Origin of the sequence: Streptomyces sp. NPDC050211, assembly GCF_040656035.1 — a bacterium.
Taxonomy (GTDB): domain Bacteria; phylum Actinomycetota; class Actinomycetes; order Streptomycetales; family Streptomycetaceae; genus Streptomyces.
Genome location: NZ_JBFALC010000024.1, coordinates 80339 through 106821, shown reverse-complemented (window position 1 = coordinate 106821; position 26483 = coordinate 80339). Strand labels below are relative to the sequence as shown.

The window sequence follows — 26483 nt, the reverse complement described above, 5'->3', positions numbered from 1 at the left end:
GCCAACGGGACTTGAACTGCGCGACGACCGATACGGCTGTCTCGAATACGTCGTCGCCGGTGTAGGCCGAACGGGTGATGCTCGCGCACGGCATCTCATGACAAAGCCGTGCATTTCATGACCCACCGAACACGGGCGACTTGTGATAGTTACCCCAAGTTTTCAGCCCCATCGAGCGGACCCCCGCTCATTTGGGTACTCTGGAGGGGACGGACAGCAGCACGGGGTCCTACCCAACACCCAGAGTCCGTCCCGGGGACGAGCCGGATATCACAGCCTGCTCTCACCTGAGTTACCGGCGCCACCGCGTCCGAACAGTTCTCGACCCAGACCCGAGCGGGCGTCAGGCGCACAGCAGCAGAGTGGCCGGTATGCCCCGAGGGTGACCCGACACATAAGGAGTGCGCGGTGACACCGGAGAAGACGAATCGCGAACAGCGCCCCAAGGAACGCACGGAGCGCGCGGGCCGGCGGCCCGGGGAGATCGGCAGCCTCGACGTGTGGGCCCGTTCGGCCCCCATCCGCCTGGCCGGTTACGAGGACGACCTCGCCGAGCCCCACATCCTGCCCAGCGTCGACTGACGCCCTCAGTCAGGCCCCTTCGCGATCGCAGCCGCGGCCGATACGACCGGCCGCGGCTTCGGCGTTGCAGGACCCTGGGTGGGCCAGGCAGGTCGGGTGCGAAGTCCGCTGCGGCCCCGCGGCGGAGCCGCATATCGACACAGCCAGGTGCGCTCAGTCGAGCGGTGCCGTCCGCTGCCACGGACGCAGCTTCTCCATCTGCTCCGCCAGCTCCAGCAGCACCGCCTCCGACCCCGGCCGCCCCGCGAGTTGTACGGCACACGGGGCGCCCGAGGGCAGCGAGCCGAACGGGACGGCCAGCGCGGGCCAGCCGGTCAGGTTCCACGGAGGAGTCAGCGGCGAGTAGTTGGTGTCGGCGAGCACATTGCGCAGCCAGCCCCGCTCGTGCCAGGCCACGGCCTTGGGGGAGCGGCGGGCCAGCGCCGGAGTGAGCACCACGTCGTGCTCGGCGAAGAACGGCTCCAGCCTCCTGCGCAGCTGCTCCCTGCTGTCGCCGGAAGTGACACGGCCCACGAAGCGCCGCCCTACGGCGGCATGGACCCGGGTGCGCCGGGTCAGCAGACGCGGGTCGTAATCCCTGGCGTCCACCGCCGTGCCCGCCGTCCAGTGCGCGAGCGAGGTGAAGCTCAGCGACAGCGGATACGGCGGATCGGCACGCCGGATCTGGTGCCCGGCCTTGGCCAGCACCCCGGCCGCCTCCCGGGTCGCCTCCGCATACGGCTTGCTGATGGTGACGCCGGCGAGCGGGCTGCGCAGGGAGACGGCGACCTTGCGCGAGGCAGGCTCGTGCGGTCGTACGGCATCGGTGTCGGCGAGGACCGACAGCATCAGGCGGGCGTCCTCGACGGTCGTCGCCAGGGGGCCGTTCTCGGACATGCCGAACCAGTCGCCCTCGCCGATCCCCGCGGGCACGACACCGTTGCCCGGCTTGATGGTGACGAGGCCGCAGTTGGCCGCCGGGATGCGCAGTGAGCCCATGCCGTCGTTGCCGAGGGCGATCGGCACCAGCCCCGCGGCGACCGCCGCCGCGCTGCCGCCCGAGGAACCGCCCGCCGACCGGGAGGTGTCCCACGGGTTGCGGGCCGTGCCGTGGACGCCCTCGCTGGTACCGAAGACGCACAGCTCCGGCACGTTCGTCAGCCCCACCACCACCGCCCCCGCCGCCCGCAGCCGGGCCACGGTGACATGGTCGTGCTCGGCGGGGGTGTCCGCGGTCGCGGCCGAGCCGATGCGGTTCGACTCGCCCCGTACGGCGAGGTTGTCCTTCACGGCCACCGGCACACCGGCGAGCGGCAGTTCGGCCAGATCCCCGCGCGCCGCCACCTCGTCGGCCTCGGCGAGCGCCGCCTGGGCGCGCACCACACGGAACGCCCCGACGCGGCCGTCGAGCCGCTCGATCCGGGCCAGGTGCTCGGCCACCACCTCCCGGGGTGTGGCCCGCTTCTCCCGTACGGCGGCGGCGATCTCGACGGCGGTCCGGCCGGTCCAGTTGGTCACGTGCGCTCCTTCACAGTGCGTCTACCGGCGAGTATGTAGGGAGAACTGTGCCCGGGACCGGGCGGCACGTCGAGGGGGAGCGGGGCTTGGACATTCGGGCGGCGGTTCTTGGACTTTTCGCGCGGGTGTGCCCAAGAGCCGCCCGCTGAACAGCAGATCCTCCGATCAATCGCTCAACTCTCCTGCCGTTCCGCCCCATTGACAGGCTCAGAGGCCCGCTCAATCATCGGACATCCGATGAATTGGAGCCGCTCATGAGTACGTATCCAAGACGTCTGGTCCTGGGTGTCGCGGCGGGCGTGGCCGCCTCCGCAGCCCTTCCGCTCACCGTGACCGCCGAGGCGCACGCCGCCGGTCAGTGGGTTCCCGTCCCCGACCCGGTCCCCGTCCCGCTGGACGGGCTGTACGACAACGACGGCATCGACACCGCCGCCGCCCGCGGCGGGGACTTCGACGGCTCGGGCTACACCTTCCCGGGCGAGGAACTCCCCTCCGGCCGGGTCGAGGTCGACGGCATTCCCTTCCTCTTCCCGTCCGCGGACGCCGCGAACAACGTTGTCGCGCTCGGCCAGCGCATCGAACTGCCCAAGGGCCGTTACCTTTCGGCCTTCTTCCTCACCGCCGGCAGCTACGGCAACGCCTCCGGCAAGGCCACCGTCCACTACGCCGACGGCGCGACCACGACGGCAGGGCTCGGCGGCGCCGACTGGTACTCGGCGGGCGGCTCACTGTCGGCGCCGTACCGCTACGCCCCGGACGGGACGAAGGACGAGCACAGCGTCGGGATCGGCACGTCGGAGGTGTGGCTCGACCCGCAGCGGGAGGCGGTCGCCGTCACCCTGCCCGTCACCAACCCGGCGGAGGCGAACAAGGCGTCCCTGCATGTCTTCGCGCTCTCCCTCCAACCCGTCGCTCAGGGCCGGGCGTTGGCTCTCCGCGCCGCCCGTTCCACGAACTCGCTGCTGGAGGAGACCGGCGCCCAGAGCGTCGAGGCCACGATCGTCAACGCGGGCACCGTCGCCCTACTCGCCCAAGACGCCGTGTCGGTGCGCGTCGACGTACCCGGCGCCCGCACCGTAGAGCCCGCCCGCATCCGCCGTCTCGACCCCGGCGAGCAGGCCCGGGTCCGCATCGGCATCCGCAACCGCGCGGGCACGGCACCCGGCACCGTCCGGGACGGCTCGGTGACCGTGACCGGCCGAGGGGCACAAGTCACCGCCAAATCAAGCAAGTTGAACCTCGGTGTGGCCGACTACCAGCCCACCGAGGCCTCCCTCTCCGGCCATCAGGCGCCGTACTGGTTCCACTCCGCCAAGTTCGGCATCTTCATCCACTGGGGCGTCTACTCGGTGCCCGCCTGGTCGCCCGTCGGCAAGCAGTACGCCGAGTGGTACTGGAACCACATGCAGGACCCGGCGAACGCCGTGTACGCGTACCACCGCGAGACCTACGGCGAGGACTTCGCGTACGACGACTTCATCCCGATGTTCACGGCGGAGAGGTTCGACCCGCGCGCGTGGGTGGAGCTGTTCCGGGACGCGGGCGCCCAGTACCACGTCCTCACCTCGAAGCACCATGAGGGCTTCGCGCTGTGGGACACCAAGGTCTCCGACCGCAGCTCGGTGAAGATGGGCCCCCGACGGGACCTGATCAAGGAGCTGTTCGAGGCGTCCCGCCGCTACACGCCCGAACTCCACCGGGGCCTGTACTTCTCGATGCCGGAGTGGTTCAACCCGGACAACCCCTGGATGGGCCATGCCCCGCGCAATCCGTACACCCTCGAACCGGTGCCGTACACCGGCTACTCGGCCGGCAAGGATTATGTGAAGGACTATCAGGCGCCGCAGATGCTGGAGCTGATCCACGGCTACGACCCGTCGGTGCTGTGGTGCGACATCGGCGGCGTCAACGACAGCGTCCATGTGCTCGCCGAGTACTTCAACCACGCCAAGAACCGCGCCCGGCCGATCGAGGTCACCGTCAACAACCGCTCCGGCATCGGGTTCCACGACTTCACGACCCCCGAGTACACGACGTACGAGAACACGGTCGTCGCCAAGTGGGAGGCCAGCCGCGGACTCGACCCGTTCAGCTACGGCTACAACAAGGCGACCCCCGACGACGCCTATATGACGGCCGAGGAGGTCGTGCACAGCCTCGTCGACATCGTCTCGAAGAACGGCAACTTCCTCCTCGACATCGGCCCGCGCGCCGACGGCACCATCCCGGAGATCATGCAGACCCGGCTGCGCGAGACGGGCCGTTGGCTCCGCATCAACGGGGAGGCGATCTACGACACCACGTACTGGTCGCGGATGGCGCAACTCGGCGAGGACCTCAGGTTCACGGTCCGTCCGAACGAGGCCTTCTACATTCACTCCCTTGCCCGACCGGGCGCACAGCTCACCGTCGAGGCCCCCGTCCCGGTCCGGGCCGGCGACAAGGTGACGATGCTCGGCCATGACCGGCCCCTCACTTGGACCGTACGGAACGGAGCACTGGTGATCGACGTACCCGAGGCGGCCCGGAAGGCGGGTCGTTACGCGTGGGTGTTCAAGGTGGAGTGGCATGGCTGAGCGCGGGAAGAGACGGTTCGCACTGATCGGTCTCGTCGCGGTGCTGATGCTCTTCGGAGTACCGGCGCAGGCGGCACCGAAGGAGAAAGCGTCACCGGTCACCGTGCCCGCGCTGGCTAACTGGACGGCAGAGCAAGGCAGTTACGCCTACGGGAACGGGACTCGTCTGGTCGCCGGCTCCGGGGCCGAGCGCCGGGTCGCACAGACCCTCGCCGACGATCTGCGGGCCGCGGGACACGGCACGGTTCCTGTCGTACGGGGCGGGGCGCGCGCCGGTGACATCGTGATCGACGTACAGCGCGGGAGGACCTCGCTCGGCAGCCAGGGCTACGAACTCCACGCCGGCAAGCGGCTGTCGGTGACCGGCGCGAGCGAGACCGGCGCCTTCTACGGCACCCGGACCGTCCTGCAACTCCTCGCGCAGGGCGACAGGATCCCCGCCGGACGGACGGTCGACGTGCCGCGTTACGAGGAGCGGGGGGTCGGGGTCTGCGCCTGCTACATCCACATCTCGATGCCCTGGCTGGAGAACCTCGTCCGCGAGATGGCGTACCACAAGCTCAACCAGCTGCTCCTCGAGCTGAAGGTGAAGAGCGACGCCCACCCCGAGGCCAACACCTGGGGCTACTACACCAAGGTCGAGATACGCCGACTCGTCGCCCTCGGCGCCAAGTACCACGTCGAGATCATCCCCGAGATCAACTCCCCGGGCCACATGGACCCGTGGATAGAGAACCGTCCCGACCTGCAGCTCACCGATACAGACGGCAACAAGCAGCCCTCGCGCCTCGACATCACCCGGCCCGAGGCCTTCGCCTACTACACGAGCCTGATGGACGAGTACGCGCAGGTCTTCACGTCCACGTCCTGGCACATGGGCGCCGACGAGTACATGCTCGGCTCCGACTTCGCCAAGTACCCGCACGTCCTGCAGTACGCGCGGGAGAAGTACGGCCCCGACGCCACGCCCCAGGACGCGTTCGTCGACTTCGTCAACCGCGTCCACGCCTACGCGGCGGCCAAGGGCAAGAAGCTGCGCATCTGGAACGACGGGCTCACCGGCGCCAACACCGTGCCCGTGGCGGCGGGCACGACGGTCGAGCACTGGCTGAACGTGGCCGTGAAACCGAGCCAACTCGTTGACCAGGGCTACCCGTTGATGAATGCCGCCTATGCCCTGTACCTCGTCCGCGGCGGCTTCCACTCCGACACCCAGGGTTTGTACGAGCAGAGCTGGGATCCGCGCAGCTTCGAAGGCGAGAAACTCGCCTCGGCCGACGGCATCACCGGCGCGAAGATCAGTCTCTGGCCCGACAACGGCCGCGGGGAGACGGAGAACGAGGTCGCCGAGCGGCTGTGGCCCGCGCTGCGCCATATCGCCCAGGCCACCTGGGGCGATCCGCACCCCGACGCCACGTACGCCGAGTTCACCGCACGCGGTTCGGCCGTGGGGCATGCGCCCGGGTGGCGGGACCTGACCCGGTCGCCGGTGGCGGACGGGACGTACACCTTCCGGACGGACGGGCTGTCGTTCACGGCTCAGGTGAAGCGCACGGCTGACGGCTATCTGACCCTGCGGACCGCGGAGGGCTGCCTTGAGGTGCGCGGCGGAAAGCTGACGCTCAACGTGCCGCTCCAGCCGGGCGCCGAAGCGACCGCGCAGGTCTGCGACGCCACGAACACCATGCAGCGCTGGGAGCTGGAGCCGGTCGCCGGCGGCTACCGGCTCGTCAACGCCATCACGCGGATGACCCTGAGCCCGGACGACGGCCGGCTCGTGCAGTACCCGCCGGACCAACTCCCCTCTACCGTCTGGCACTTGAGCTGAGGAGTCTCACCGATGACTGTCTCCAGACGCCTCTTCGTCACCGGAGCAACCGCCGCCACCGCGCTCGCCGTGACCGGAATCCCCGCGGCGGCCGCACCCTCCGAGGCCGAAGGCCCCTTCTACCGCATCCCCGTCTCCCCGGACGACACCGAGGCGGACCTCGTCCGCAAGGCGTCCCAAGTCCGGCCCACCGCACGGCAGATCGCCTGGCAGCGGCTGGAACGGACCGCGTTCCTGCACTTCGGCGTGAACACCTTCACCGGTCTGGAGTGGGGCACCGGCGACGAGGACCCGGACGTGTTCCAGCCGGCCGGCCTCGACACCGACCAATGGGCCAGAGCCCTGCGCGACGGCGGCTTCCAACTCGCCATTCTCACCGTCAAGCACCACGACGGCTTTGTGCTCCACCCCTCCCGCTACACCGGCCACACCGTGGCCTCCAGCAGCTGGCAGAACGGACAGGGCGACGTGCTCCGCTCCTTCGCCGACTCCATGCGCCGCCACGGCCTCAAGGTCGGTGTCTACATCTCGCCCGCCGACGAGAACCAGTACCTGCACGGCGTGTACGCCAACGGCAGCGCCCGCACCACGCACACCATCCCCACGCTCGTCGAGGGCGACGACCGCACACCGCAGGAGTCGTACAGCCTCCCGGCCACCGACTACGGCGCCCACATGCTCAACCACCTCTACGAAGTGCTCACCGAGTACGGCCCGATCGACGAGGTCTGGTTCGACGGAGCCCAGGGGCGCATCCCGCCGGACAAGGTCGAGAAGTACGACTGGGACAGCTGGTACACCCTGGTGCGGTCGCTCGCCCCGGACGCGGTGATCGCGGTCTCCGGCCCGGATGTGCGGTGGGTCGGCAACGAGGGCGGGCTGGCCCGCGAGGACGAGTGGAGCGTCGTACCGGTCCAGGAGAAGGACTACGGCCGGACCGACTACGCCCTCGCCTATGACGCCCCCGACATGGGCAGCCGTGACGCGCTCGTGGCGGCGCAGCCGGTGGCGGACTACCTCCAGTGGTGGCCGGCCGAGTGCGATGTGTCCATCCGGGACGGCTGGTTCTACCATGCCGACCAACAACCCAAGAGCGTGGGGCAGTTGACGGACATCTACTTCCGGTCCGTCGGGCGCAACTCGGTGCTGCTGCTCAACATCCCGCCGGACACCGACGGGTTGCTGCCCGCCGCCGACGTGGTCCGGTTGCGGGAGTTCCGCGAGCGTGTCGACCGGGAGCTGCCCGAGGACCTGGCGCGGGGAGCCCGTGTCACGGCCTCACCCGGGCGGGTCACCGTCGACCTCGGAAAGGAGCGGGAAGTGGACCGTGTCCGGCTGGCGGAGGACATCCGGCACGGGCAGCAGGTGGAGAGCTTCGTCGTCGAGGCCCACGTGGACGGCGCCTGGACGGAGGTGACCGGGGCGGGGACGGTCGGCGCGAGCCGGATCCTGCTGCTGGCGGCTCCGGTGCGGGCCCGCCGGTGGCGGCTGCGGGTGACCGGCGCCCGGAGTGCCGTACGGATCGCGGAGTTCGGGCTGTACCGGTCCCGGGTCTGAGGGAGCAGGTGGCCACCAGGGCGTCGGCGACCTGGCGGCCACCGTTCAGCGCAGATGCTCCTCGAAGAAGTTCATCGTGGTCTCCATCGAGCGCGGCCACTGCCCGTAGAAGGTGTGGCCCTCGCCGCGATAGGTGCGCAGTTCGACATCCTTGCCCGCCTTCTCGAACGCGGCCACGGTGTGCCGGGTCCAGGCGATGGGGCAGGTGTCGTCGACGGTGCCGTGATGGATCAGGAGCGGCTCGGTGACCCGGTCGACGTACGTGAGCGGGGACACCTCGCGCCAGAACTTCGGATTCTCCTTGGGCGTGCCGTGCTCGGCCTCGATCTGGCCGACGAGCGGGTCCCCTTCGGGTCGCTGGAACTGGTCGATGTTCTCCTCCGGGTGCCCGCTGACCGGAGCGAAGGCGACGGCGGCGTCGAACAGACCGGGAGCCACCACCAGGGAGTTGTAGACGACACCCCCACCCATCGACCGCCCCAGCAGCCCGATCCGGTCACCGTCGATCTCCGCCCGCCCGGACGACCGCAGCGCCTTCGCCGCGCCGATCACGTCCTCGGTATACCCGAGCCGGAGATTGACGTCGTTGTCGGCGTCCTTGTCCGACCTCGCGTGATTGCGGTAGTCGGTGTGCAGCACGACATAGCCATTACGAGCGAGGAGATCCTGCTCGCGCGAGAGCCCCCGGCCGGTGGTGTAGACGTCCGGATCGATATACCCGTGCGCCAGCACCAGTGCCGGGAACGGCCCCTTGCCCGTGGGGATGTTCATAAGCCCGGAGATCGTCAGCCCGTTCGCCTCGTACGTAACTTCGTAGCTGGTGTAGGCGGAGGTGCGGGCCAGCACGGTGCCGAGCTTCAGCCCGGAACCGGTGTGCTCACGCTCGATCAGGCCGGGGATGGACACGGGGTTGACCGGGGTGGGGGAGGGCGTGGGGCTCTGCGTGGTGGTGCGGGCCGACGCCGGTGGACTAGGGCGCGCTTGGTCATCGCCGCCGCCGTCACTAGTCGTACAGCCGACGGCGCCCGACAGCACAAGAGCGAGCACGACACGAGCCGATCCCCTGAACCGCATACGGCCATTGTCCCTGACGAACTCGCCTACGGTCCGGCATCGCCGCCAAGGGGCGCGGGGAACTGCGCGACCAGCTCCTACGGCGCCGCAGACGACGCACGACCGACCCCGGCACTACCCGCGGAGCGCCCCGTACTGTCCCGCACAATCAACCGCGGCACCGGCACCCGAACCGTCCGCGCCGGCCCTCCGTCCACCAGGGCGGTCAGTTCCCTCGCCGCCGTACGCCCGAACTCCACGCTGTCCCGGGACAGGGCGGAGAGCCATGGCTTGACCATGCGGCACAGGGCCGAGTCCTCCCAGGCGACCACCGACACGTCCGCCGGCACCGAGAAGCCCAGCTCGGTGGCGGCGGCGACCCCGGCGAGGGCCATCACGTCGTTGTCGTAGATCAGCGCGGTCGGGGGAGTAGGGGCATCGAGTACGCGGCGGGTCACGGCCGCGCCCTCCGCGTCGGAGTAGTCGGTGGTCACCGAGTCCACGCCGGTGAGCCCGCGCCGGGCGGCCTCGGCGCGCAGCGTGCGGACCCGGCGTTCGGTGTGCGCGAGGCCCGGCAGTCCCGCGATGTGCATGATCCGCCGGTGCCCGAGCGCGTACAGCTCGTCGACGACCGCGGCCATCGCGCCGGCGTCGTCCGCCCACACGGTCGACAAGCCGGGGTGCCGTTCGTCCGGGGCGCCGCCGATCACCACGGCTGGCAGGCCCAGCTCGTCGAGCAGGTCCGGCCGGGGGTCGTCGGTGCGCGGGTCGACCACGAGGACGCCGTCCACGCGGTGCTCGGCCCACCAGCGCCGGTACACCGCGCACTCGTCCTCGATGTCCTCCACCACCTGGAAGAGCAGCCCGAGATGACGCTCCGCCAGCACTTCCTGGATGCCCGAGACGAGTTGCAGGAAGAACGAGTCCACACCCAGCGTCTCGGCCGGCCTGGCGAGGACGAAGCCGACCGTGGCCGCGCCCTCCCCGGACAGCGCGCGGGCGGCCGTACTCGGCCGCCAGCCCAGTTCCTCGGCGACCTGCCGCACCCGGTCGCGGGTGTCCTCGGAGACCCCGGGCCGGCCGTTCAGCGCGAAGGAGACGGCGCTCTGGGAGACCCCGGCGTGCCGGGCGATGTCCTTCATCGTCGGTCTGCGGGTCGGTGACCGCCTGCCTGACATGGTGATTCCTCATTCCCCGACGCATTACGCGGCCAGTATGCACTAATGCGGTTCAGCTCGGTGATCCTAATACGCATTAGTCACTAAAGAAATTAGCTCCGCGAAAGCCATTGACGGGCCGGTGAGGCGGCGTGCAAGGTCTGCGTCGTTGGCCAACTCCGCCGCAAAGGAGGCCGTTCACGGTGCCCATTTCCCGCAGAGCCCTTGCCGCCGCTTTCGCCGTTTCTGTCCTGCTGCCGCTGAGCGCCTGCGGGTCCGGCGACGACGGTGGCTCGACCGACGCCTCGGGCAAGGTCGAGGGCGACATCACCTTCCAGACCTGGAATCTCCGCGCCAACTTCAAGGACTACTTCGAGGGCGTGATCGCGGACTTCGAGAAGAAGTACCCCGGCACGAACGTCAAGTGGGTCGACCAGCCCGCCGAGGGCTACGCCGACAAGATCAGCGCGGACGCCGCCGGCGGCACCCTCCCCGACGTCGTCAACGTCTCGCCCGACCTCGTCGCCCCGCTCGCCAAGGCGGGCCTCGCGCTGGACCTCGACAAGGCCGCCGCCCAGTACAAGAAGGAGTACCTGGACGGCGCCTGGGCCAGCCATCAGATACCGGGCATGACGGGGACGTACGCCTTCCCCTGGTACCTCAACACCGGCCCGCTGTTCTACAACAAGTCCCTGTTCGAGGAGGCCGGACTCGACGCCGACCAGCCGCCGACGACGTACGACGAACTCTTCGCCGACGCCCTGCAGATCGCGGAGAAGACCGACGGCAAGGTCGCCACGCTCGCCAACGTCCCCACCATCGAGGACTTCGGCCGCTACGGCGTCCCCCTCATGAACAAGGAGGGCACCGCCTTCACCTTCAACGATGCGAAGGGCGTCGAACTGCTCACCAAGTACAAGGAGTTGTACGACGCCAAGGCCCTCGACTCGCAGGCGCTGACCGCCACCCCGGAGTCGTCCGGCAAGAAGTTCCTCACCGAGGCCGTCGCCATGAACCCCGGCAGCGCGCTGGACCTCGGTAACTTCAAGAAGCAGGCGCCGAACCTGTACAAGAACATCGGCATCACCGACCAGATCACCAGCACCGGTCACGTCAACATGTATGTGATGGGCGTGATGGTGAACGCGCAGACCAAGCGGACGCCCGCCGCGGTCGCCTTCGCGCACTACGTCACCGACGCCGCGCACCAGATGTCGTTCGCGAAGAAGGTCGCGATCTTCCCGAGCACCGCAGGCTCGCTCGACGACCCGTACTTCACCAAGGAGGACGGGACGGATGAGACGCGGGTGCGGGTGGCCGCCGCCAAGTCGCTGAAGACCGCGGTCAATTACACGCCCGTGCTGTTCAGCGAACAGATGAAGACGGAGCTGCGCAACGAGGTCGCCAAGGCGTTGCAGGGCAAGGAGAGCCCCAAGGAAGCCCTTGACAACGCTGTCGAGGCCTGCGACCGGCTCCTTCAGCAGCAGGGGTAGCGATGTCCACCGTGTCCCGGGTGCGGCGCCAACTACCGGTGAGTCCCTGGCTGTTCGCCACTCCCGGCCTGCTGGTCATCGGCGCCTTCATCCTCTATCCGTTCGTCTCCACGCTGGTCAACGCCTTCACCGACCGCCGCACCCTGATCCCCGGCGAGTTCGTGGGCCTCGCCAACTTCCGCGAGCTGCTGCACGACGACATGTTCTGGATCGGCCTGCGCAACAGCACGCTCTACGTCGTCGGAGTCGTCCCCGCGCTGGTGATCCTGCCCCTGCTCCTCGCACTGCTGGTGCAGAAGAACATCCCCGGCATCACCTTCTTCCGCTCCGCCTTCTACACCCCGGTCGTCGCGTCGATCGTCGTGGTCGGATTGATCTGGGTGTGGCTGCTCGACGAACGCGGCCTGGTGAACTCGCTGTTGGAGACGGTCGGCGTCGGCCGCATCGGTTTCCTCAGCGACCAGTGGCTGCTGCTGCTCAGCGCGATGGCGGTCACGGTCTGGAAGGGCCTCGGCTACTACATGATCATTTACCTGGCTGCGCTCGCCCATGTGCCGCGCGAACTGCACGAAGCCGCCGCTGTGGACGGCGCGGGTGCCGTGCGGCGCTTCCTCAACGTCACGGTGCCGGCTGTCCGGTCGACCATGGTGCTGGTCGGGGCGCTGTCGTCGGTGGCAGCCTTCAAGGTGTTCTCGGAGGTCTACCTGATGGCAGGGCCGAGTGGTGGTCCTGCCGGTGAGGACACGACGCTCGTGATGCTCGTCCAACGCACCGGTACGGGTCTGACGGGTCGTGTCGGTTACGCCTCCGCCATCTCGGTCGTCGTCTTCGTCGTCACCGTCGTGCTGATGCTGCTCGTCCTGAGGGCGGACCGGAGGAGCGAGGCGTGACCATTGCTGATGAACACGGCCGCCGTGTCCGTGGCTGGGAACTCGCCCTGCGGTACGCCCTGTTGCTGGCCGTCCTCGCCCTGACCGTCGGCCCGTTCCTCTGGCAGCTCTCCACGTCGTTGAAGGGCCCGACCGAGGACATCTACACCTCCCCGCCGAAGTTCCTGCCGAGCGACCCGACGCTCCACAACTACGAGCGGGTCTCCGAGACCATCCCGGTCTGGGACTACGCCCTCAACTCGCTCAAGGTCGCCACGGCCAACGTCGTCACCAACTGCGTCGGCTCGGCACTCGCGGGCTACGCCCTCGCCCGGCTCCGCTACCGGGGCCGCCGGGCCGCCACGCTCGCCTTCATCCTGGCGATGCTCGTTCCGGTGGAGGGCATCATCATCGCCCAGTTCACCACCATGCGGGAGCTGGGCCTCAACAACACCCTGGTCGGCGTGGTCCTGCCGGGCTGTATCGGCGCGATGAACGTGCTGCTGATGCGCAACGCCTTCCTCAACCTGCCGTACGAGATCGAGGAGGCGGCCTTCGTCGACGGCGCCAACGTGTGGCAGCGGTTCGCGCGGATCGCCCTGCCGTCCGTGAAGGGCACCCTCGCCGTCGTCGCCATCTTCGCCTTCATGGGCGCCTGGGACGACTTCCTGTGGCCGCTCATCGTGCTGAGCGATCCGTCCAAGTTCACGCTGACCATCGGCCTCAACTATCTGCACGGCACCTTCGCCAACGACGAACGGCTCGTCGCCGCGGGCACGGTCATCGCCGTGGCACCGCTGATCGTCCTCTTCGCCTGTCTCCAGCGGTACTTCTTCCGCGGGGTCGGCGAGGGAGCGGTGAAGGGCTGACACCCCTCCTTTCGTGTTTGACCGTGTTTGACAAGGACACCGCATGCCTGCTGCCGTGCGCTTCGGCGTCAACTACACCCCCAGCGTGGGGTGGTTCCACCACTGGCTCGACTTCGACCTGGATTCCATCCGCGCCGACCTCGACTCGATCGCCGCACTGGACCTGGACCACATCCGGGTCTTCCCGCTGTGGCCCTACTTCCAGCCCAACCGCACCCTCATCCGCCCACGGGCCGTCGAGCAGCTCCGCCAGCTCGTCGACGCCGCCGCCGAACGCGGACTCGACGTCAACGTGGACGGCCTGCAAGGGCACTTGAGCAGCTTCGACTTCCTGCCGTCCTGGACGCAGACCTGGCACCGCCGCAACCTGTTCACCGACCCGGACGTCATCGAGGGCCAGGCGACCTTCCTGCGCACCCTCGCCGCCGCGCTCGCCGACCGGCCCAACTTCCTCGGCATGACCCTGGGCAACGAGGTCAACCAGTTCTCCGCCGGTCCGCATCCCGACCCCGACCGGGCCACCGGCGCGCAGATCGACGCCTGGCTGGAGCGGATGCTCGCCGCCTGCGAGGAGGGCGCCCCCGGCAAGCTCCATCTGCACGCCGAGTACGACGCGACGTGGTACCAGGACGACCAGCCGTTCACCCCGGCCCAGGCCGCCCGGCGCGGCGCGCTGACGGCCGTACACTCCTGGGTCTTCAACGGCACCGCCCAGCGACACGGCCGTACGTCCGTGCCCACTGAGCACCACGCCGCCTATCTCATCGAGCTGAGCAAGGCGTGGGCCGACGATCCACGCCGGCCCGTCTGGCTCCAGGAGGTCGGCGCCCCCGCGCCGCTGATCCCGGCCGAGCACGCCGCCGCGTTCACCGAGGCGACCGTCACGCACGCGTTGGACTGCACGGACCTGTGGGGCATCACCTGGTGGTGCTCCCACGACGTGTCCCGGGACCTGGCCGACTTTCCCGAACTCGAGTACGGGCTCGGGTTGTTGACCAACGACCGGCGGCCCAAGGAAGCGGCGCTCGTGCTGGCGCGCGCTGCCCGGGAGCACACCTACGCCCCCAAGCCCCGGGTCATCGCACTCGTCGTACCCGACGACCCCGCAGCTCGCTCCGCGTGTGCTCCAGGCGGACCCGTCTTCGAGGCGTTCTTCCGGCTCACCGCCGACGGCGCCCGCCCCACCACCGTCCTCGACGTGCGCGCCGACGACAAGGACCACCTCGCCGCGCGTGGCATCACCGAGGTCGTACGTCCCGACCAGGTACTCCCCACCCCACAAGGAGGCACCCGCTCGTGAACCCCACCAGACGCACCGTCCTGCTCGCCGGAGCCGGCACAGCGGCCGCGCTGCTGCCCTCGTGGCAGGCGGTGGCCGCTCCGAAGGCCGCCGCCTCCGCGCCGTACGCCTCGTACTGGTACCCGGACTCGCTGCCCTCCGGCTCCCCGGGCACCGGCATCACCTGGCGCAGCCTCAAGGCGTGGCGCGCGGCCGACGACGCCGACCTGGCCTTCAACGCGGCGTCCGTTCCGCTCGCCGCGCGCTTCACGCCGGCCCCGGCGAATCCGACCGCCCGTGCCGGACAGGCCCGCATCCAGTCGCTGGTGTCCTTCGGGCCGACGGCGAGCAACCCCTCGCAGGGGTCGGCGACCGCCGACTACTACGCGCTCACGCACTGGGCGTACATCGACGAGCTGGTGTTCTGGGGCGGCTCGTCGGGCGAGGGGCTGATCCTCGCCCCCAACGCGCCGATCGTGGATGCAGCCCACCGCCATGGCGTGACCGTCCTCGGCAACATCTTCCTGCCGCCGGTCGCCTACGGCGGGCAGCTGCAGTGGACGCGGGATCTGGTGCAGAAGGACTCCGCCGGGCGGTATCCGCTCGCCGCTCGGCTCGTCGCGGTCGCGGAGGCGTACGGGTTCGACGGGTGGTTCGTGAACGCCGAGACCGGGGGCGGGAACGCCGCCCTCGGTGCGGACATGCTCGGGTTCATGCGGGAGCTGAAGACGCTCGCCAGGGCCAAGGGGCAGCGGGTGACCTGGTACGACTCGATGACCGTGAACGGATCGGTGAGCTGGCAGGGGGCGCTGAACTCGCAGAACCAGCCGTTCTTCGAGGCCGCCGACGACATGTTCGTGGACTTCCGCTGGACGGCGAGCAGTCTGGCTTCCTCGGGGCAGCGGGCGGATCAACTGGGCCGTAGCCGCTATGAGTTGTGGGCGGGGGTGGACGTCGAGGCCAACGGCTGGAACAAGTCCGTGAACTGGGACGCGATGGTGCCGACGGGCAGCGCGCATGTCGTGTCCGTCGGTTTCTACCGGCCCGAGTGGACACGCAACCATCTGCCCGAGGGCCGTACGCCCGGCGACTTCCACGCCGCCGACGACCGCTTCTGGACGGGACGGTCACTGGATCCCTCGAAGCCGGACGGTGCGGACAGCTGGCGGGCGCCCGCGGTGTCCGTCGCGGATCGATCCACGGTGACGTCCGTGCCGTTCGCCAGTGTGTTCAACACCGGGCACGGGCTGCGGTGGTACGAGGACGGGAAGGTCACGTCCCAGACGCCCTGGAACCATCTGGGGCTTCAGGACCGGTTGCCGTCCCGGCGGTGGGTGGTCCGTACGGAGGGTGAACGGCCGTCCGTCACCTTCGACTTCGCGGACGCCTGGCGGGGCGGCAGCAGTGTGCTGGTCGACGGTGCACTGGACGAGCCCACGATCGTGGATCTCTATGCGACGCGGCTGCCGGTCACCGGCGACACGGTGGTCGAGCTGACCCATCGGGTCGACGCCGGGGCCGTGAGCGTCGAGCTGGCCGTCGCGACCGCCGAGCCGGGCACGCCGGGCGGGACACCGCCGTACACCTACATCCCGGTGAACTCGGCAGGCGGCTGGCAGACCGTGACCGTCCCGCTCACCGGCCTGACCGGGACCGTCCGCTCCCTCGGCGTCCGGCTCACCGCCACCGACGGCCCCGTCCGCTGGCGGCTCGGCGCTCTGGCCGTACGCGGCGGTCGGCCCCCGGCCCCGGCCGCCCCCGTCGGCCTCCGGATCACCGGCGCGAGCGGTGGCGACCTGCGCTTCGCCTGGAACGCCACACCCGGCGACGTACGCCACTACACCCTCCACCGCCTCCTGTCCGACGGCACCCGGCGCTTCCTCGGCGGCACCTGCCAGCGGGCCTACTTCGTCGGCGGCCTGCGGCCCGAGCAGGGCGAGCAGGTGGCGCGGTTCGAAGTGCGTGCCGTGGGGGAGCTGTACACCTCGTCGGCACCTGTGACCATCAGCCACACCTGGTAAGCACCCGCACCCGGACGAACTGAGCACTCGGCCCGGACGACCTACGGAGCACCCCGCATGCATGACGACCGCAGCCTGGTCGAAGCCCGTCTCAAGCGCGTCCTCGACGAACGCGTCCGCCCCGCCGTGTACCCCGAGTCCGTACCGCTGGACGTGGCGGTGTGGCATGCGCCCGGTGAGCCCGTGCCGGTCGAGGAAGGGCTCGCGGCCGTACCCGAGCCGATCGAGGTGGGCGCCCGCTGGGGTGCTCCGTGGGGCACCAGCTGGTTCCGGGTCACCGGGACCGTCCCCGAGGCGTGGGCCGGGCGGACCGTCGAGGCGCTTCTCGATCTCGGCTTCGACGAGAACATGCCCGGCTTCCAGTGCGAGGGCCTGGTCTACCGGCCCGACGGCACCCCGGTGAAGGGACTCAACCCGCGCAACCAGTGGGTGCGGATCGGGACGCCCGTCGAGGGCGGCGAGGAGGTCCGGCTGCACATCGAGGCCGCGTCCAACCCCGTCATCCTCGACTATCACCCCTTCCTGCCGACGCAGTTGGGGGACAAGGAGACCGCGGGCAGCGACCCGCAGTACACGCTCACCCGCATGGATCTCGCCGTCTTCGACGAGACCGTGTGGCAGCTCGTCCTCGACCTGGAGGTGCTCGGCGAGCTGATGGCCGAGCTGCCGGTCGACTCGGCACGGCGCTGGGACATCCTGCGGGCGGTGGAGAGGGCCCTGGACGCCATCGACCTTCAGGATGTCAACGGCACCGCGGCGCGGGCGCGTTCACAGCTCACCGGTGTCCTCGCCACCCCCGCCGAGCCGTCCGCGCACCGCGTCAGCGCCGTCGGGCACGCGCACATCGACTCGGCGTGGCTGTGGCCGCTGCGTGAGACCGTGCGCAAGGTGGCCCGTACGACCTCGAACATGACCGCGCTGATCGAGGACGAGCCCGAGTTCGTCTTCGCCATGTCGCAGGCCCAGCAGTGGGCGTGGGTGAAGGAGCACCGGCCCGAGGTGTGGGCGCGGGTGAAGAAGGCCGTGGCGGACGGGCGGTTCGTGCCGGCCGGGGGCATGTGGGTGGAGTCCGACACCAACATGCCGGGCTCGGAGGCGATGGCCCGGCAGTTCGTGCACGGGAAGCGGTTCTTCCTCGACGAGTTCGGCATCGAGAACGACGAGGCCTGGCTGCCCGACACCTTCGGCTTCGCCGCGGGACTGCCGCAGATCATCAAGGCGGCCGGCTCCAAGTGGCTGCTTACGCAGAAGATCTCCTGGTCCCGGACCAACACGTTCCCGCACCACACCTTCACCTGGGAGGGCATCGACGGCACGCGCATCTTCACGCACTTTCCGCCCGTCGACACCTACAACTGCTCCATGAAGGGCAGCGAACTCGCCCACGCCGCCCGCAACTTCAAGGACAAGGGCAGGGCCCGGCACTCCCTCGCGCCCACCGGCTGGGGCGACGGGGGCGGCGGCACCACGCGCGAGATGGTCGCCAAGGCGGCCCGCCTTCGTGACCTGGAAGGATCGGCGACCGTGGTGTGGGAGACCCCGGCCGCGTTCTTCGAGAAGGCGGAGGCCGAATACCCGAACCCGCCGGTCTGGGTCGGCGAGCTCTACCTCGAACTCCACCGCGCCACCCTGACCAGCCAGGCGAAGACCAAGCAGGGCAACCGCCGCAGCGAACACCTCCTGCGCGAGGCCGAACTCTGGGCGGCCACCGCGGCCGTACGCACCGGATTCCCCTACCCCTACGAGGAGTTGGACCGCATCTGGAAGACGGTCCTGCTGCACCAGTTCCACGACATCCTGCCCGGCTCGTCCATCGCCTGGGTCCACCGCGAGGCCCGCGCGACGTATGAGCGACTCGCCGACGAGCTGAACGGGATCATCGCGGCGGCCCAGCGCGCGCTGGCGGGGGAAGGCTCGACTCCGCTCGTCTTCAACGCGGCCCCGCACGCGCGCGGCGGCGTCCCGGCCGGCGGCGCGCAAGCCCCCGTCACCGAAGGCCGTACCACGCTCGCCCCGCGCACCGACGGCAGCCACGTCCTCGACAACGGTCTGCTGCGGATCGAGATCGACAACCGGGGTCTCGTCGTCTCCGCCTACGACATCGAGGCCGACCGCGAGTCGATCGCCCCCGGACGGGCCGCGAACCTCCTCCAACTCCATCCCGACTTCCCGAACATGTGGGACGCCTGGGATGTCGACGAGTTCTACCGCAACACCGTCACCGACCTCACCGACGCCGACGAGATCACCGCAGGTGATGACGGCGTGTCGGTCCGGATCGTACGGTCCTTCGGCGCGTCGCGGGTCACGCAGGTGCTGTCGCTCGCGCCGGGGGAGCGGCGGCTGGTGCTGGACACCGAGGTCGACTGGCACGAGACCGAGAAGTTCCTCAAGCTCGCCTTCCCGCTCGACGTGCACGCCGAACGCTACGCGTCCGAGACCCAGTTCGGGCACTTCCACCGGCCCACGCACACCAACACCAGCTGGGAGGCGGCCAAGTTCGAGGCGTGCAACCACCGGTTCGTGCATCTGGAGGAGCCGGGCTGGGGTGTGGCGATCGTCAACGACTCGACGTACGGCCATGACGTGACCCGTGCCGTCCGCACGGACGCCGACGGCGGTACGACCACGACCGTGCGCGTGTCCTTGTTGCGCGCCCCGCGCTTCCCCGACCCGGAGACCGACCAGGGCATCCACCGGTTCCGGCACGCCCTGGTGCCGGGTGCGCACATCAGCGACGCCGTCCGCGAGGGCTGGCGGATCAACCAGCCGGAGCGGAGGATCACGGGCGCGTCCGACGTGGCGCCGCTGGTGAGCGTCGACCAGGACGCGGTCGTCGTCACGGCCGTCAAGCTCGCGGACGACGGCAGCGGCGATGTGGTGGTCCGGTTCCACGAAGCACACGGTGGCCGCGCCCGTGCGACGCTCACCGCCGGGTTTGAGGTCGCGGGCGTGGAGGTGACGGACCTGCTGGAACGCCCGCTGCCGGAAGCCTCGCCTCAGCGCGACGGCAACAGGATCACCGTACGACTGCGGCCTTTCCAGCTGATGACCCTGAGGTTGAAGCGGGCCTGACCCGATGGGTGCGGGCTCAGCCGGCCAGCTGGGCCCGCAGCCACTCCTCCACCTCGCCCACATGCGCGGCCGCCGCCGCTCGTGCCGCCTCCGGGTCGCGGGCGGCGAGGGCGCGGTGGATCGCGGCGTGTTCGCGGCGGGTGCGGGCGAAGGCGCCCTCTTCCTGGTAGCCGCGCCAGACGCGGGCGCGGAAGGTGCGGGAGGAGAGGCCCTCCAGGATGGCGGCCATGGTGTCGTTGCCGGCGGCGACGGCGATCTCGCGGTGGAAGGCGAGGTCGTGGGCGAGGATCTCGTCGGGGTCGTCGGTGGCGTTCATCGCCGTGAGGTGCTTCTCCACCTCGGCGAGCTGGTCCGGGGTGATGCGCGCGGCGGCCAGCGCGGTGGCCGTGGACTCCAGGATGCGGCGGACCTCCAGCAACTCCACCAGGCGCGGGCCGCGGGAGAGGTCAGCGACCACCCCGAACGTCTCCAGCAGGTCACCGGCCTGGAGCTGGGTGACGTAGATACCGGAGCCGTGCCGCGCCTCCAGGACGCCGAGCACGGTGAGCGCGCGGATCGCCTCGCGCATCGAGCTGCGGGAGATGCCCAGCTGGACCGCGAGATCGCGCTCGGTCGGCAGCCGCTGGCCCGGCTCCAGCCGGCCCTCGCCGATCATCGCCTTGATCTGCTCGATGGCGCGCTGCGTCACCGTGCCCTTCTGCGGGGCGGTCTCGTCCACGCCACTCCTCCTGTCGACGGTGCGCCCGCAGTCTAATCTCCGATGTGGTCGGACCACTATGGCCAGAAACCGGCAATATTTGCTGCGCGAGGGTGTTGTCAGGCCGAAGTGGTCTGATAAATATGCGGGCAACTGCTCGATCACGCTCGATGAGGAGCTGGCAGATGGCCGACGGATCTGTGCGGAACGGACGGTGGCGGGTTTCCCCGCGGATGGTGCGAGCGGCGGCGGTTGCCGTCTGCGGCGCCCTCGCGCTCACGGCATGCGGCAGCACCAAGGACACCGGGTCCGCGAGTGCCGGGGACGGCGGCACCGGCAAGGTCGGGGTGATCCTGCCCCTGCTGACCTCGCCGTTCTGGCAGTCGTACAACGACTACGTACCGAAGATGGCCAAGTCCGAAGGGGTGGACGCGCTGAAGACGGTCAACTCCAACAGCGATCCCTCCCAGCAGATCACCGACATCAACAACCAGCTCAACCAGGGCGTGAAGGGCGTGGTCGTGGCCCCGCTGGACAGCGCCGCCATCGAGGCCGGGCTCGACCAGGCCGAGCGCAAGGGCGTGCCCGTGGTCGCCGTCGATGTGGCGCCCGAGAAGGGCAAGGTCGCCATGGTCGTACGCGCCAACAACGTCGCGTACGGCGAGAAGGCCTGCGAGTACCTCGGCAAGCAGATCCCCTCCGGCAAGGTCGTACAGATCATGGGCGACCTCGCCTCGGTCAACGGCCGTGACCGCTCGGAGGCGTTCCGCGACTGCGTCAAGAAGAACTACCCGAAGCTGAAGGTCCTGGAGATACCGGCCAAGTGGGAGTCGGACACGGCGGCCTCCAAGCTCGACACGCTGTTGAACGCCAACCCGGACATCAAGGGCATCTACATGCAGGCGGGCGGCGTCTATCTCGCGCCCACGCTCCAGACCCTGAAGTCCAAGGGCATGCTGAAGAAGACGGGCCAGGCGGGCCACATCACGATCGTCTCCAACGACGGCATCCCGCAGGAGTACGACGCCATCCGCAAGGGCGAGATCGACGCCACCGTCTCCCAGCCCGCCGACCTGTACGCCAAGTACGGCATGTACTACATCAAGGCGGCGATGGAGGGGAAGACCTTCAAGCCGGGCCCGACGGACCACGGTTCCGAGATCGTCAAGCTGCCCAGCGGCATCCTCGAGGACCAGCTGCCCGCGCCGCTGGTCACCAAGGAGAACGTCGACGACCCCGAGCTGTGGGGCAACACGGTCGGATGAGCACCCCACTTGTCGAGGCGCGTGGCATCACCAAGCGGTACGGCCCCACCACCGCCCTGTACGAAGGCCAACTCACCGTGCTCCCCGGCGAGTCCCACGGTCTCGTCGGCCGCAACGGCGCCGGAAAGTCCACGCTGGTGAACATCCTCACCGGCCTCCAGCCCGCCGACGAGGGCACGGTCCGCTTCGACGGCGAGCCCGCACCGCCGCTCGCCGACCGGGACGCCTGGCGCCGCAAGGTGGCCTGCGTCTATCAGAAGCCCACGGTCGTCCCCGAGCTGACCGTCGCCGAGAACCTGTTCATCAACCGGCAGCCGTTGCAGCGCGGCTTCATCAGCTGGCGCACGCTCAGGTCCGAGGCCGCCGCGCTCCTCGACACCTGGGACGTGCGCGTCGACCCCGAGGCCCGCACCGCCGACCTCAAGGTCGAGGACCGCCAAATGGTGGAGATCGCCCGCGCGTTGAGCTTCGGCGCCCGGTTCATCGTGCTCGACGAACCCACCGCCCAGCTCGACAACCGGGAGATCGAGCGGCTCTTCACCCGCATGCGCGCACTCCAGGACTCCGGCGTCACCTTCCTGTTCATCTCGCACCACCTCCAGGAGGTGTACGAGGTCTGCCAGACCGTCACCGTGCTGCGTGACGCCCGCTGGATCACCACGGCTCCGGTCGCCGAACTCCCGCGGCAGGCCCTGGTGGAGGCGATGGCGGGGGAGTCCATCGAGACCATCGCCGAACAGGCCGTGGACCCCGGGGATGTCGACCACGACGCCCCCGTCCTCCTCGAAGCCCGCGGGCTCACCTCCCCGTCGTACCGGAACATCGACCTCACCGTCCGCCGCGGCGAGGTCGTCGGACTGGCCGGCATCAGCGGCAGCGGCAAGGTCGAACTCGCCGAGTCCTTCGCCGGACTGCACACCCCGACGGGCGGGAGTGCTCAACTGGACGGTGAGCGGCTCCCGTTCGGCGATGTGCAGGCCGCCCTCAAGGCGGGCGTCGGTTGTGTGCCGCGGGACCGGCACGAGCAGGGACTGGTCGCCGGCATGACCGTCGGCGACAACGCCACGATGAGCGTCCTGAACCGGCTCGGCCGGTACGGCTTCGTCGGCACCGACCGCAAGCGCGGATTCGCCACCGCCCTCATCGACCGCCTCGACATCCACACCGAGGGCCCCGACCAGCCCGTCTCCGACCTGTCCGGCGGCAACGCGCAGAAGGTCGTCATGGCCCGTGCCCTCGCCTCCGACCCCAAGCTCCTGGTCCTCATCAACCCCACCGCGGGCGTCGACGTGAAGTCCAAGGAGTCCCTGCTGGCCCGGATGGACAGCGCCCGCGAGGACGGCACCGCCGTGCTGGTCGTCTCCGACGAACTCGACGACCTGCGGCGCTGCGACCGCGTTCTCGTCCTCTTCCACGGCCGTGTCGTCGCCGAGCACCCGGCGGGCTGGCGCGACCACGAGCTGATCGCCTCCATCGAAGGAGTGGACCATGGCTGACACCAAGGCTCCGCCGGTGAAGCAGCTGCGGGTGCCCGAGGCCCGGGCGGCCCGCACGGTACTGCTGCGTCGCGCCCGCGAACTGGCCCTCGTACCGGCCCTGTTGCTGCTCATGGTGCTCGGCGCGGTGGTCAACGACTCGTTCCTCACCGAGCGTAACCTGATCTCGATCCTCGGCGCCTCGGCGGCGCTCGCGATGGTGGTGCTGGCCGAGTCGCTGGTGCTGATCACCGGAAAGTTCGACCTGTCGCTGGAATCGGTCGTCGGTATCGCGCCCGCCGTCGGAGCGCTGCTCGTGCTGCCCGTCGCGCAGTCCGGCTGGGGCACCGAATTCCCGGCCGCGCTCTCGCTGCTGGCGGTCCTGGTGGTCGGTGCGGCGATCGGCGGGTTCAACGGGATCCTGGTCGTGAAGTTCCGGCTGAACGCGTTCATCGTGACGCTGGCGATGCTGATCGTGCTGCGTGGTCTGCTGGTCGGCGCGACCAAGGGCAAGACGCTGTTCGGGATGCCCGACAGCTTCTACTCCCTCGCGACGACGACCTTCCTCAACGTCCCGATGTCGGTGTGGCTGGCGGCCATCGCCTTCGCGGTCGCCGGGCTGGTGCTGAAGTACCACCGCATCGGGCGCGCGCTGTACGCCATCGGCGGCAACGCGGACGCGGCCCGGGCGGCCGGAATCCGGGTCGAGCGCGTGATGCTCGGCGTGTTCGTCGTCGCCGGTGTGCTGGCGGCGGTCGGCGGGATCATGCAGACCGGCTACGTCGGTGCGATCAGCGCCAACCAGGGCAACAACATGATCTTCACCGTGTTCGCGGCGGCGGTGATCGGCGGCATCAGCCTGGACGGCGGCAAGGGGACCATGTTCGGCGCCCTGACCGGCGTACTGCTCCTGGGCGTCGTACAGAACCTGCTCACCCTCGCCCAGGTGCCGTCCTTCTGGATCCAGGCCATCTACGGCGGAATCATCCTCGTCGCCCTCATGATCGCCCGCGTCACGACGGGCCGCGCCCAGGACTGACCCGCGTTGTTCCCCGCCAGCGACCGAAAGGCCCTCTGTGTCCCAGACGCCCGTCCGCATCATCGCGGTCGATACCCATGACATCCGTTTCCCCACCTCGCGCGAGCTCGACGGCTCCGACGCGATGAACCCGGACCCCGACTACTCGGCCGCCTATGTCGTGCTGCGCACGGACGCCGAGGACGGTCCGGAGGGGCACGGTTTCACCTTCACCATCGGGCGGGGCAACGAGGTCCAGGTCGCCGCGATCCACGCACTGCGCCATCATGTGGTCGGACGGTCCGTCGACGAGGTGTGCGCCGACCCCGGAGTGCTGTTCCGGGATCTGATCGGCGACAGCCAACTGCGCTGGCTCGGGCCCGAGAAGGGCGTGATGCACATGGCGATCGGCGCGGTGACCAACGCCGTGTGGGACCTCGCCGCCAAGCGGGCGCGCAAGCCGCTGTGGCAGTTCCTCGCCGACGCCGACCCCGAGTGGCTGGTCGGCCAGATCGACTTCCGCTACCTCACCGACGCGCTCACCCCCGAGGAGGCGCTGATCCTCCTCCGACGTGGCCGGGACGGCGCCGAGGACCGCAGGGCCCGGCTCCTGGAGCGCGGCTACCCCGCCTACACCACCTCCGCCGGCTGGCTCGGCTACGACGACGAGAAACTCACCCGGCTCGCCGCCGAGGCGGTCGCCGATGGCTTCCGGCAGATCAAGCTGAAGGTCGGCGCCGATCTGGAGGACGACATCCGGCGCTGCCGGGTCGCCCGGTCCGTGGTCGGCCCGGACATCCGCATGGCGATCGACGCCAACCAGCGCTGGGACGTCGACGAGGCGATCCGCTGGACCAAGGCCCTCGCCGAGTTCGACCCGTACTGGATCGAGGAACCCACCAGCCCCGACGACGTCCTCGGGCACGCCGCGATCCGCAAGGCCGTGACCCCGGTGAAGGTCGCCACCGGAGAGCACGTCCACAACCGGGTCGTCTTCAAGCAACTGCTCCAGGCCGGCGCGATCGACGTCCTCCAGATCGACGCGGCCCGCGTCGCCGGCGTCAACGAGAACCTCGCGATCCTGCTGCTCGCCGCCAAGTTCGGCGTGCCGGTGTGCCCGCACGCGGGCGGCGTCGGCCTGTGCGAACTCGTCCAGCACCTCTCGATGTTCGACTACGTCGCCGTCTCCGGCACCACCGACGACCGCGTCATCGAGTACGTCGACCATCTGCACGACCACTTCCTCGACCCGGTGGTGATCCGCGACGGTCACTACACGGCACCCACCGCGCCGGGCTTCTCCGCGGACATGCGGCCCGAGTCCATCGCCCGGTACACGTTCCCCGGCGGCGCCTTCTGGGCCGCCGACCTCCAGACGCAGCAGAAGGGGCAGGCGGCATGAACGACTTCGAGGGACTGAGGGCCCTGGTGACGGGTGGTGCCTCCGGCATCGGCCGGGCCACCGCGGAACTCCTGGCCGCGCGCGGCGCCCAGGTCGCCGTCCTCGACCTGGACCCCTCCTCCGTGGAGAAGCCGCTGCTCGCCCACCGCGCCGACGTCACCGACGACGCCTCCGTCCGCGAGGCCGTCGCCGCCGCGGTCGCCGAACTCGGCGGACTCGACATCCTGATCAACAACGCGGGCATCGGCGCCCAGGGCACCGTCGAGGACAACGACGACGCCGAATGGCACCGCGTGATGGACGTCAACGTCGTGGGGATGGTGCGCGCCGCCCGCGCCTCCCTCCCGCACCTGCGCGAGTCCTCGCACGCCGCGATCGTCAACACCTGCTCCATCGCCGCCACCGCGGGCCTCCCGCAACGCGCCCTGTACAGCGCGACCAAGGGTGCCGTGTACTCCCTCACCCTCGCCATGGCCGCCGACCACGTCCGCGAGGGCATCCGCGTCAACTGCGTCAACCCCGGCACCGTGGACACCCCGTGGGTCGGCCGCCTCCTCGGTGCCGCCGCCGACCCGGCCGCCGAACGCGCCGCCCTGGAGGCCCGCCAGCCCACCGGCCGCCTGGTCAGCGCGGCCGAAGTCGCGGGCGCCATCGCCTACTTGGCGAGCCCCCTCTCCGGCGCCACCACCGGCACGGCCCTGGCCGTCGACGGCGGCATGCAGGGTCTGCGCCTGCGCCCGGCGGCCCAGTGAGCACCCCGCCTGCGCCCG

The 26483-nt window shown here is 69.8% G+C and carries 19 protein-coding genes; 15 read left to right on the top strand and 4 right to left on the bottom strand.

The annotated features are described in order from the left end of the window. Window positions 1–408: 408 nt before the first annotated feature. A complete protein-coding gene (locus AB0I98_RS23920) occupies window positions 409–582 on the top strand; it encodes a hypothetical protein (RefSeq protein ID WP_107082809.1) in 174 nt (57 codons plus the stop codon). Between the two features lie 153 nt (window positions 583–735). Here the strand turns inward: AB0I98_RS23920 and AB0I98_RS23915 are convergent, their stop codons facing one another. After that, on the bottom strand, window positions 736–2079 hold the full coding sequence (locus AB0I98_RS23915) for an amidase family protein (protein WP_362944885.1): 1344 nt from the start codon (window positions 2077–2079) through the stop codon (window positions 736–738). A 254-nt stretch (window positions 2080–2333) separates the two neighbouring features. On the opposite strand from AB0I98_RS23915, the gene AB0I98_RS23910 reads away from it, so the two are divergent. Genes AB0I98_RS23910 through AB0I98_RS23900 form a run of 3 tightly spaced genes read left to right on the top strand, consistent with a single transcriptional unit; the run spans window position 2334 to window position 8040 of the window. Then, a complete protein-coding gene (locus AB0I98_RS23910; protein ID WP_362944883.1) occupies window positions 2334–4655 on the top strand; it encodes an alpha-L-fucosidase in 2322 nt (773 codons plus the stop codon). Beyond that, on the top strand, window positions 4648–6483 hold the full coding sequence (locus AB0I98_RS23905; protein ID WP_362944881.1) for a family 20 glycosylhydrolase: 1836 nt from the start codon (window positions 4648–4650) through the stop codon (window positions 6481–6483). Before AB0I98_RS23910 ends, AB0I98_RS23905 begins: the two co-directional genes overlap by 8 nt. A gap of 12 nt (window positions 6484–6495) precedes the next feature. Beyond that, window positions 6496–8040: an alpha-L-fucosidase gene (locus tag AB0I98_RS23900; RefSeq protein WP_362944879.1), complete on the top strand. Its 1545-nt coding sequence runs from the start codon at window positions 6496–6498 to the stop codon at window positions 8038–8040. A 45-nt stretch (window positions 8041–8085) separates the two neighbouring features. Here AB0I98_RS23900 and AB0I98_RS23895 read toward each other — a convergent pair whose 3' ends face one another. Together AB0I98_RS23895 and AB0I98_RS23890 are read right to left on the bottom strand one after the other, a co-directional pair. Further along, a complete protein-coding gene (locus AB0I98_RS23895; RefSeq protein WP_362944877.1) occupies window positions 8086–8946 on the bottom strand; it encodes an alpha/beta fold hydrolase in 861 nt (286 codons plus the stop codon). A gap of 245 nt (window positions 8947–9191) precedes the next feature. Then, entirely contained in the window at window positions 9192–10271 is a 1080-nt protein-coding gene (locus AB0I98_RS23890; RefSeq protein WP_362944875.1) for a LacI family DNA-binding transcriptional regulator, read from the bottom strand. A gap of 182 nt (window positions 10272–10453) precedes the next feature. Here AB0I98_RS23890 and AB0I98_RS23885 point away from each other — a divergent pair, with 182 nt between their 5' ends. The 6 genes from AB0I98_RS23885 to AB0I98_RS23860 are packed head-to-tail and all read left to right on the top strand — an operon-like array spanning window position 10454 to window position 19856. Further along, entirely contained in the window at window positions 10454–11743 is a 1290-nt protein-coding gene (locus AB0I98_RS23885) for a sugar ABC transporter substrate-binding protein (RefSeq protein WP_362944873.1), read from the top strand. A 2-nt stretch (window positions 11744–11745) separates the two neighbouring features. Then, window positions 11746–12633 carry a sugar ABC transporter permease gene (locus AB0I98_RS23880; RefSeq protein ID WP_362944871.1) on the top strand — a complete coding sequence of 296 codons (888 nt, stop codon included), beginning with the start codon at window positions 11746–11748 and terminating at the stop codon, window positions 12631–12633. Then, window positions 12630–13481: a carbohydrate ABC transporter permease gene (locus tag AB0I98_RS23875; protein WP_362944869.1), complete on the top strand. Its 852-nt coding sequence runs from the start codon at window positions 12630–12632 to the stop codon at window positions 13479–13481. Before AB0I98_RS23880 ends, AB0I98_RS23875 begins: the two co-directional genes overlap by 4 nt. A 43-nt stretch (window positions 13482–13524) precedes the next feature. Continuing rightward, the gene (locus AB0I98_RS23870) at window positions 13525–14781 is read left to right on the top strand and encodes a glycosyl hydrolase (protein WP_362944867.1); all 1257 of its coding nucleotides are present in this window, start codon (window positions 13525–13527) and stop codon (window positions 14779–14781) included. Further along, window positions 14778–16781, top strand: a complete 2004-nt coding sequence (locus tag AB0I98_RS23865; protein WP_362944865.1) for an endo-beta-N-acetylglucosaminidase — start codon at window positions 14778–14780, stop codon at window positions 16779–16781. The genes AB0I98_RS23870 and AB0I98_RS23865 overlap by 4 nt, the downstream gene beginning before the upstream one ends. 57 nt (window positions 16782–16838) lie before the next feature. Continuing rightward, window positions 16839–19856, top strand: a complete 3018-nt coding sequence (locus AB0I98_RS23860) for a glycoside hydrolase family 38 C-terminal domain-containing protein (RefSeq protein WP_362944863.1) — start codon at window positions 16839–16841, stop codon at window positions 19854–19856. A 16-nt stretch (window positions 19857–19872) separates the two neighbouring features. Here AB0I98_RS23860 and AB0I98_RS23855 read toward each other — a convergent pair whose 3' ends face one another. Continuing rightward, on the bottom strand, window positions 19873–20574 hold the full coding sequence (locus AB0I98_RS23855; RefSeq protein WP_362944861.1) for an FCD domain-containing protein: 702 nt from the start codon (window positions 20572–20574) through the stop codon (window positions 19873–19875). Window positions 20575–20786: 212 nt separating this feature from the next. Here AB0I98_RS23855 and AB0I98_RS23850 point away from each other — a divergent pair, with 212 nt between their 5' ends. Genes AB0I98_RS23850 through AB0I98_RS23830 form a run of 5 tightly spaced genes read left to right on the top strand, consistent with a single transcriptional unit; the run spans window position 20787 to window position 26465 of the window. Beyond that, window positions 20787–21818 carry a sugar ABC transporter substrate-binding protein gene (locus AB0I98_RS23850; RefSeq protein ID WP_362944922.1) on the top strand — a complete coding sequence of 344 codons (1032 nt, stop codon included), beginning with the start codon at window positions 20787–20789 and terminating at the stop codon, window positions 21816–21818. Continuing rightward, window positions 21815–23314, top strand: a complete 1500-nt coding sequence (locus AB0I98_RS23845; RefSeq protein WP_362944859.1) for a sugar ABC transporter ATP-binding protein — start codon at window positions 21815–21817, stop codon at window positions 23312–23314. The genes AB0I98_RS23850 and AB0I98_RS23845 overlap by 4 nt, the downstream gene beginning before the upstream one ends. Beyond that, window positions 23307–24332 (top strand): ABC transporter permease, encoded by a 1026-nt coding sequence (locus tag AB0I98_RS23840; RefSeq protein ID WP_362944857.1) that lies wholly within the window; start codon window positions 23307–23309, stop codon window positions 24330–24332. The genes AB0I98_RS23845 and AB0I98_RS23840 overlap by 8 nt, the downstream gene beginning before the upstream one ends. A 37-nt stretch (window positions 24333–24369) precedes the next feature. Continuing rightward, the gene (locus tag AB0I98_RS23835; RefSeq protein WP_362944855.1) at window positions 24370–25713 is read left to right on the top strand and encodes an L-fuconate dehydratase; all 1344 of its coding nucleotides are present in this window, start codon (window positions 24370–24372) and stop codon (window positions 25711–25713) included. Next, a complete protein-coding gene (locus AB0I98_RS23830; protein ID WP_362944853.1) occupies window positions 25710–26465 on the top strand; it encodes an SDR family oxidoreductase in 756 nt (251 codons plus the stop codon). The genes AB0I98_RS23835 and AB0I98_RS23830 overlap by 4 nt, the downstream gene beginning before the upstream one ends. Window positions 26466–26483 lie beyond the last annotated feature (18 nt).

Bases quoted from the DNA above. Each gene is read 5' to 3' on its own strand.
- AB0I98_RS23910 (WP_362944883.1), top strand. From the start codon at position 2,334: ATGAGTACGTATCCAAGACGTCTGGTCCTGGGTGTCGCGGCGGGCGTG.
- AB0I98_RS23905 (WP_362944881.1), top strand. From the start codon at position 4,648: ATGGCTGAGCGCGGGAAGAGACGGTTCGCACTGATCGGTCTCGTCGCG.
- AB0I98_RS23900 (WP_362944879.1), top strand. From the start codon at position 6,496: ATGACTGTCTCCAGACGCCTCTTCGTCACCGGAGCAACCGCCGCCACC.
- AB0I98_RS23890 (WP_362944875.1), bottom strand. From the start codon at position 10,271: ATGTCAGGCAGGCGGTCACCGACCCGCAGACCGACGATGAAGGACATC.
- AB0I98_RS23880 (WP_362944871.1), top strand. From the start codon at position 11,746: ATGTCCACCGTGTCCCGGGTGCGGCGCCAACTACCGGTGAGTCCCTGG.
- AB0I98_RS23870 (WP_362944867.1), top strand. From the start codon at position 13,525: ATGCCTGCTGCCGTGCGCTTCGGCGTCAACTACACCCCCAGCGTGGGG.
- AB0I98_RS23860 (WP_362944863.1), top strand. From the start codon at position 16,839: ATGCATGACGACCGCAGCCTGGTCGAAGCCCGTCTCAAGCGCGTCCTC.
- AB0I98_RS23850 (WP_362944922.1), top strand. From the start codon at position 20,787: ATGGTGCGAGCGGCGGCGGTTGCCGTCTGCGGCGCCCTCGCGCTCACG.
- AB0I98_RS23845 (WP_362944859.1), top strand. From the start codon at position 21,815: ATGAGCACCCCACTTGTCGAGGCGCGTGGCATCACCAAGCGGTACGGC.
- AB0I98_RS23840 (WP_362944857.1), top strand. From the start codon at position 23,307: ATGGCTGACACCAAGGCTCCGCCGGTGAAGCAGCTGCGGGTGCCCGAG.
- AB0I98_RS23830 (WP_362944853.1), top strand. From the start codon at position 25,710: ATGAACGACTTCGAGGGACTGAGGGCCCTGGTGACGGGTGGTGCCTCC.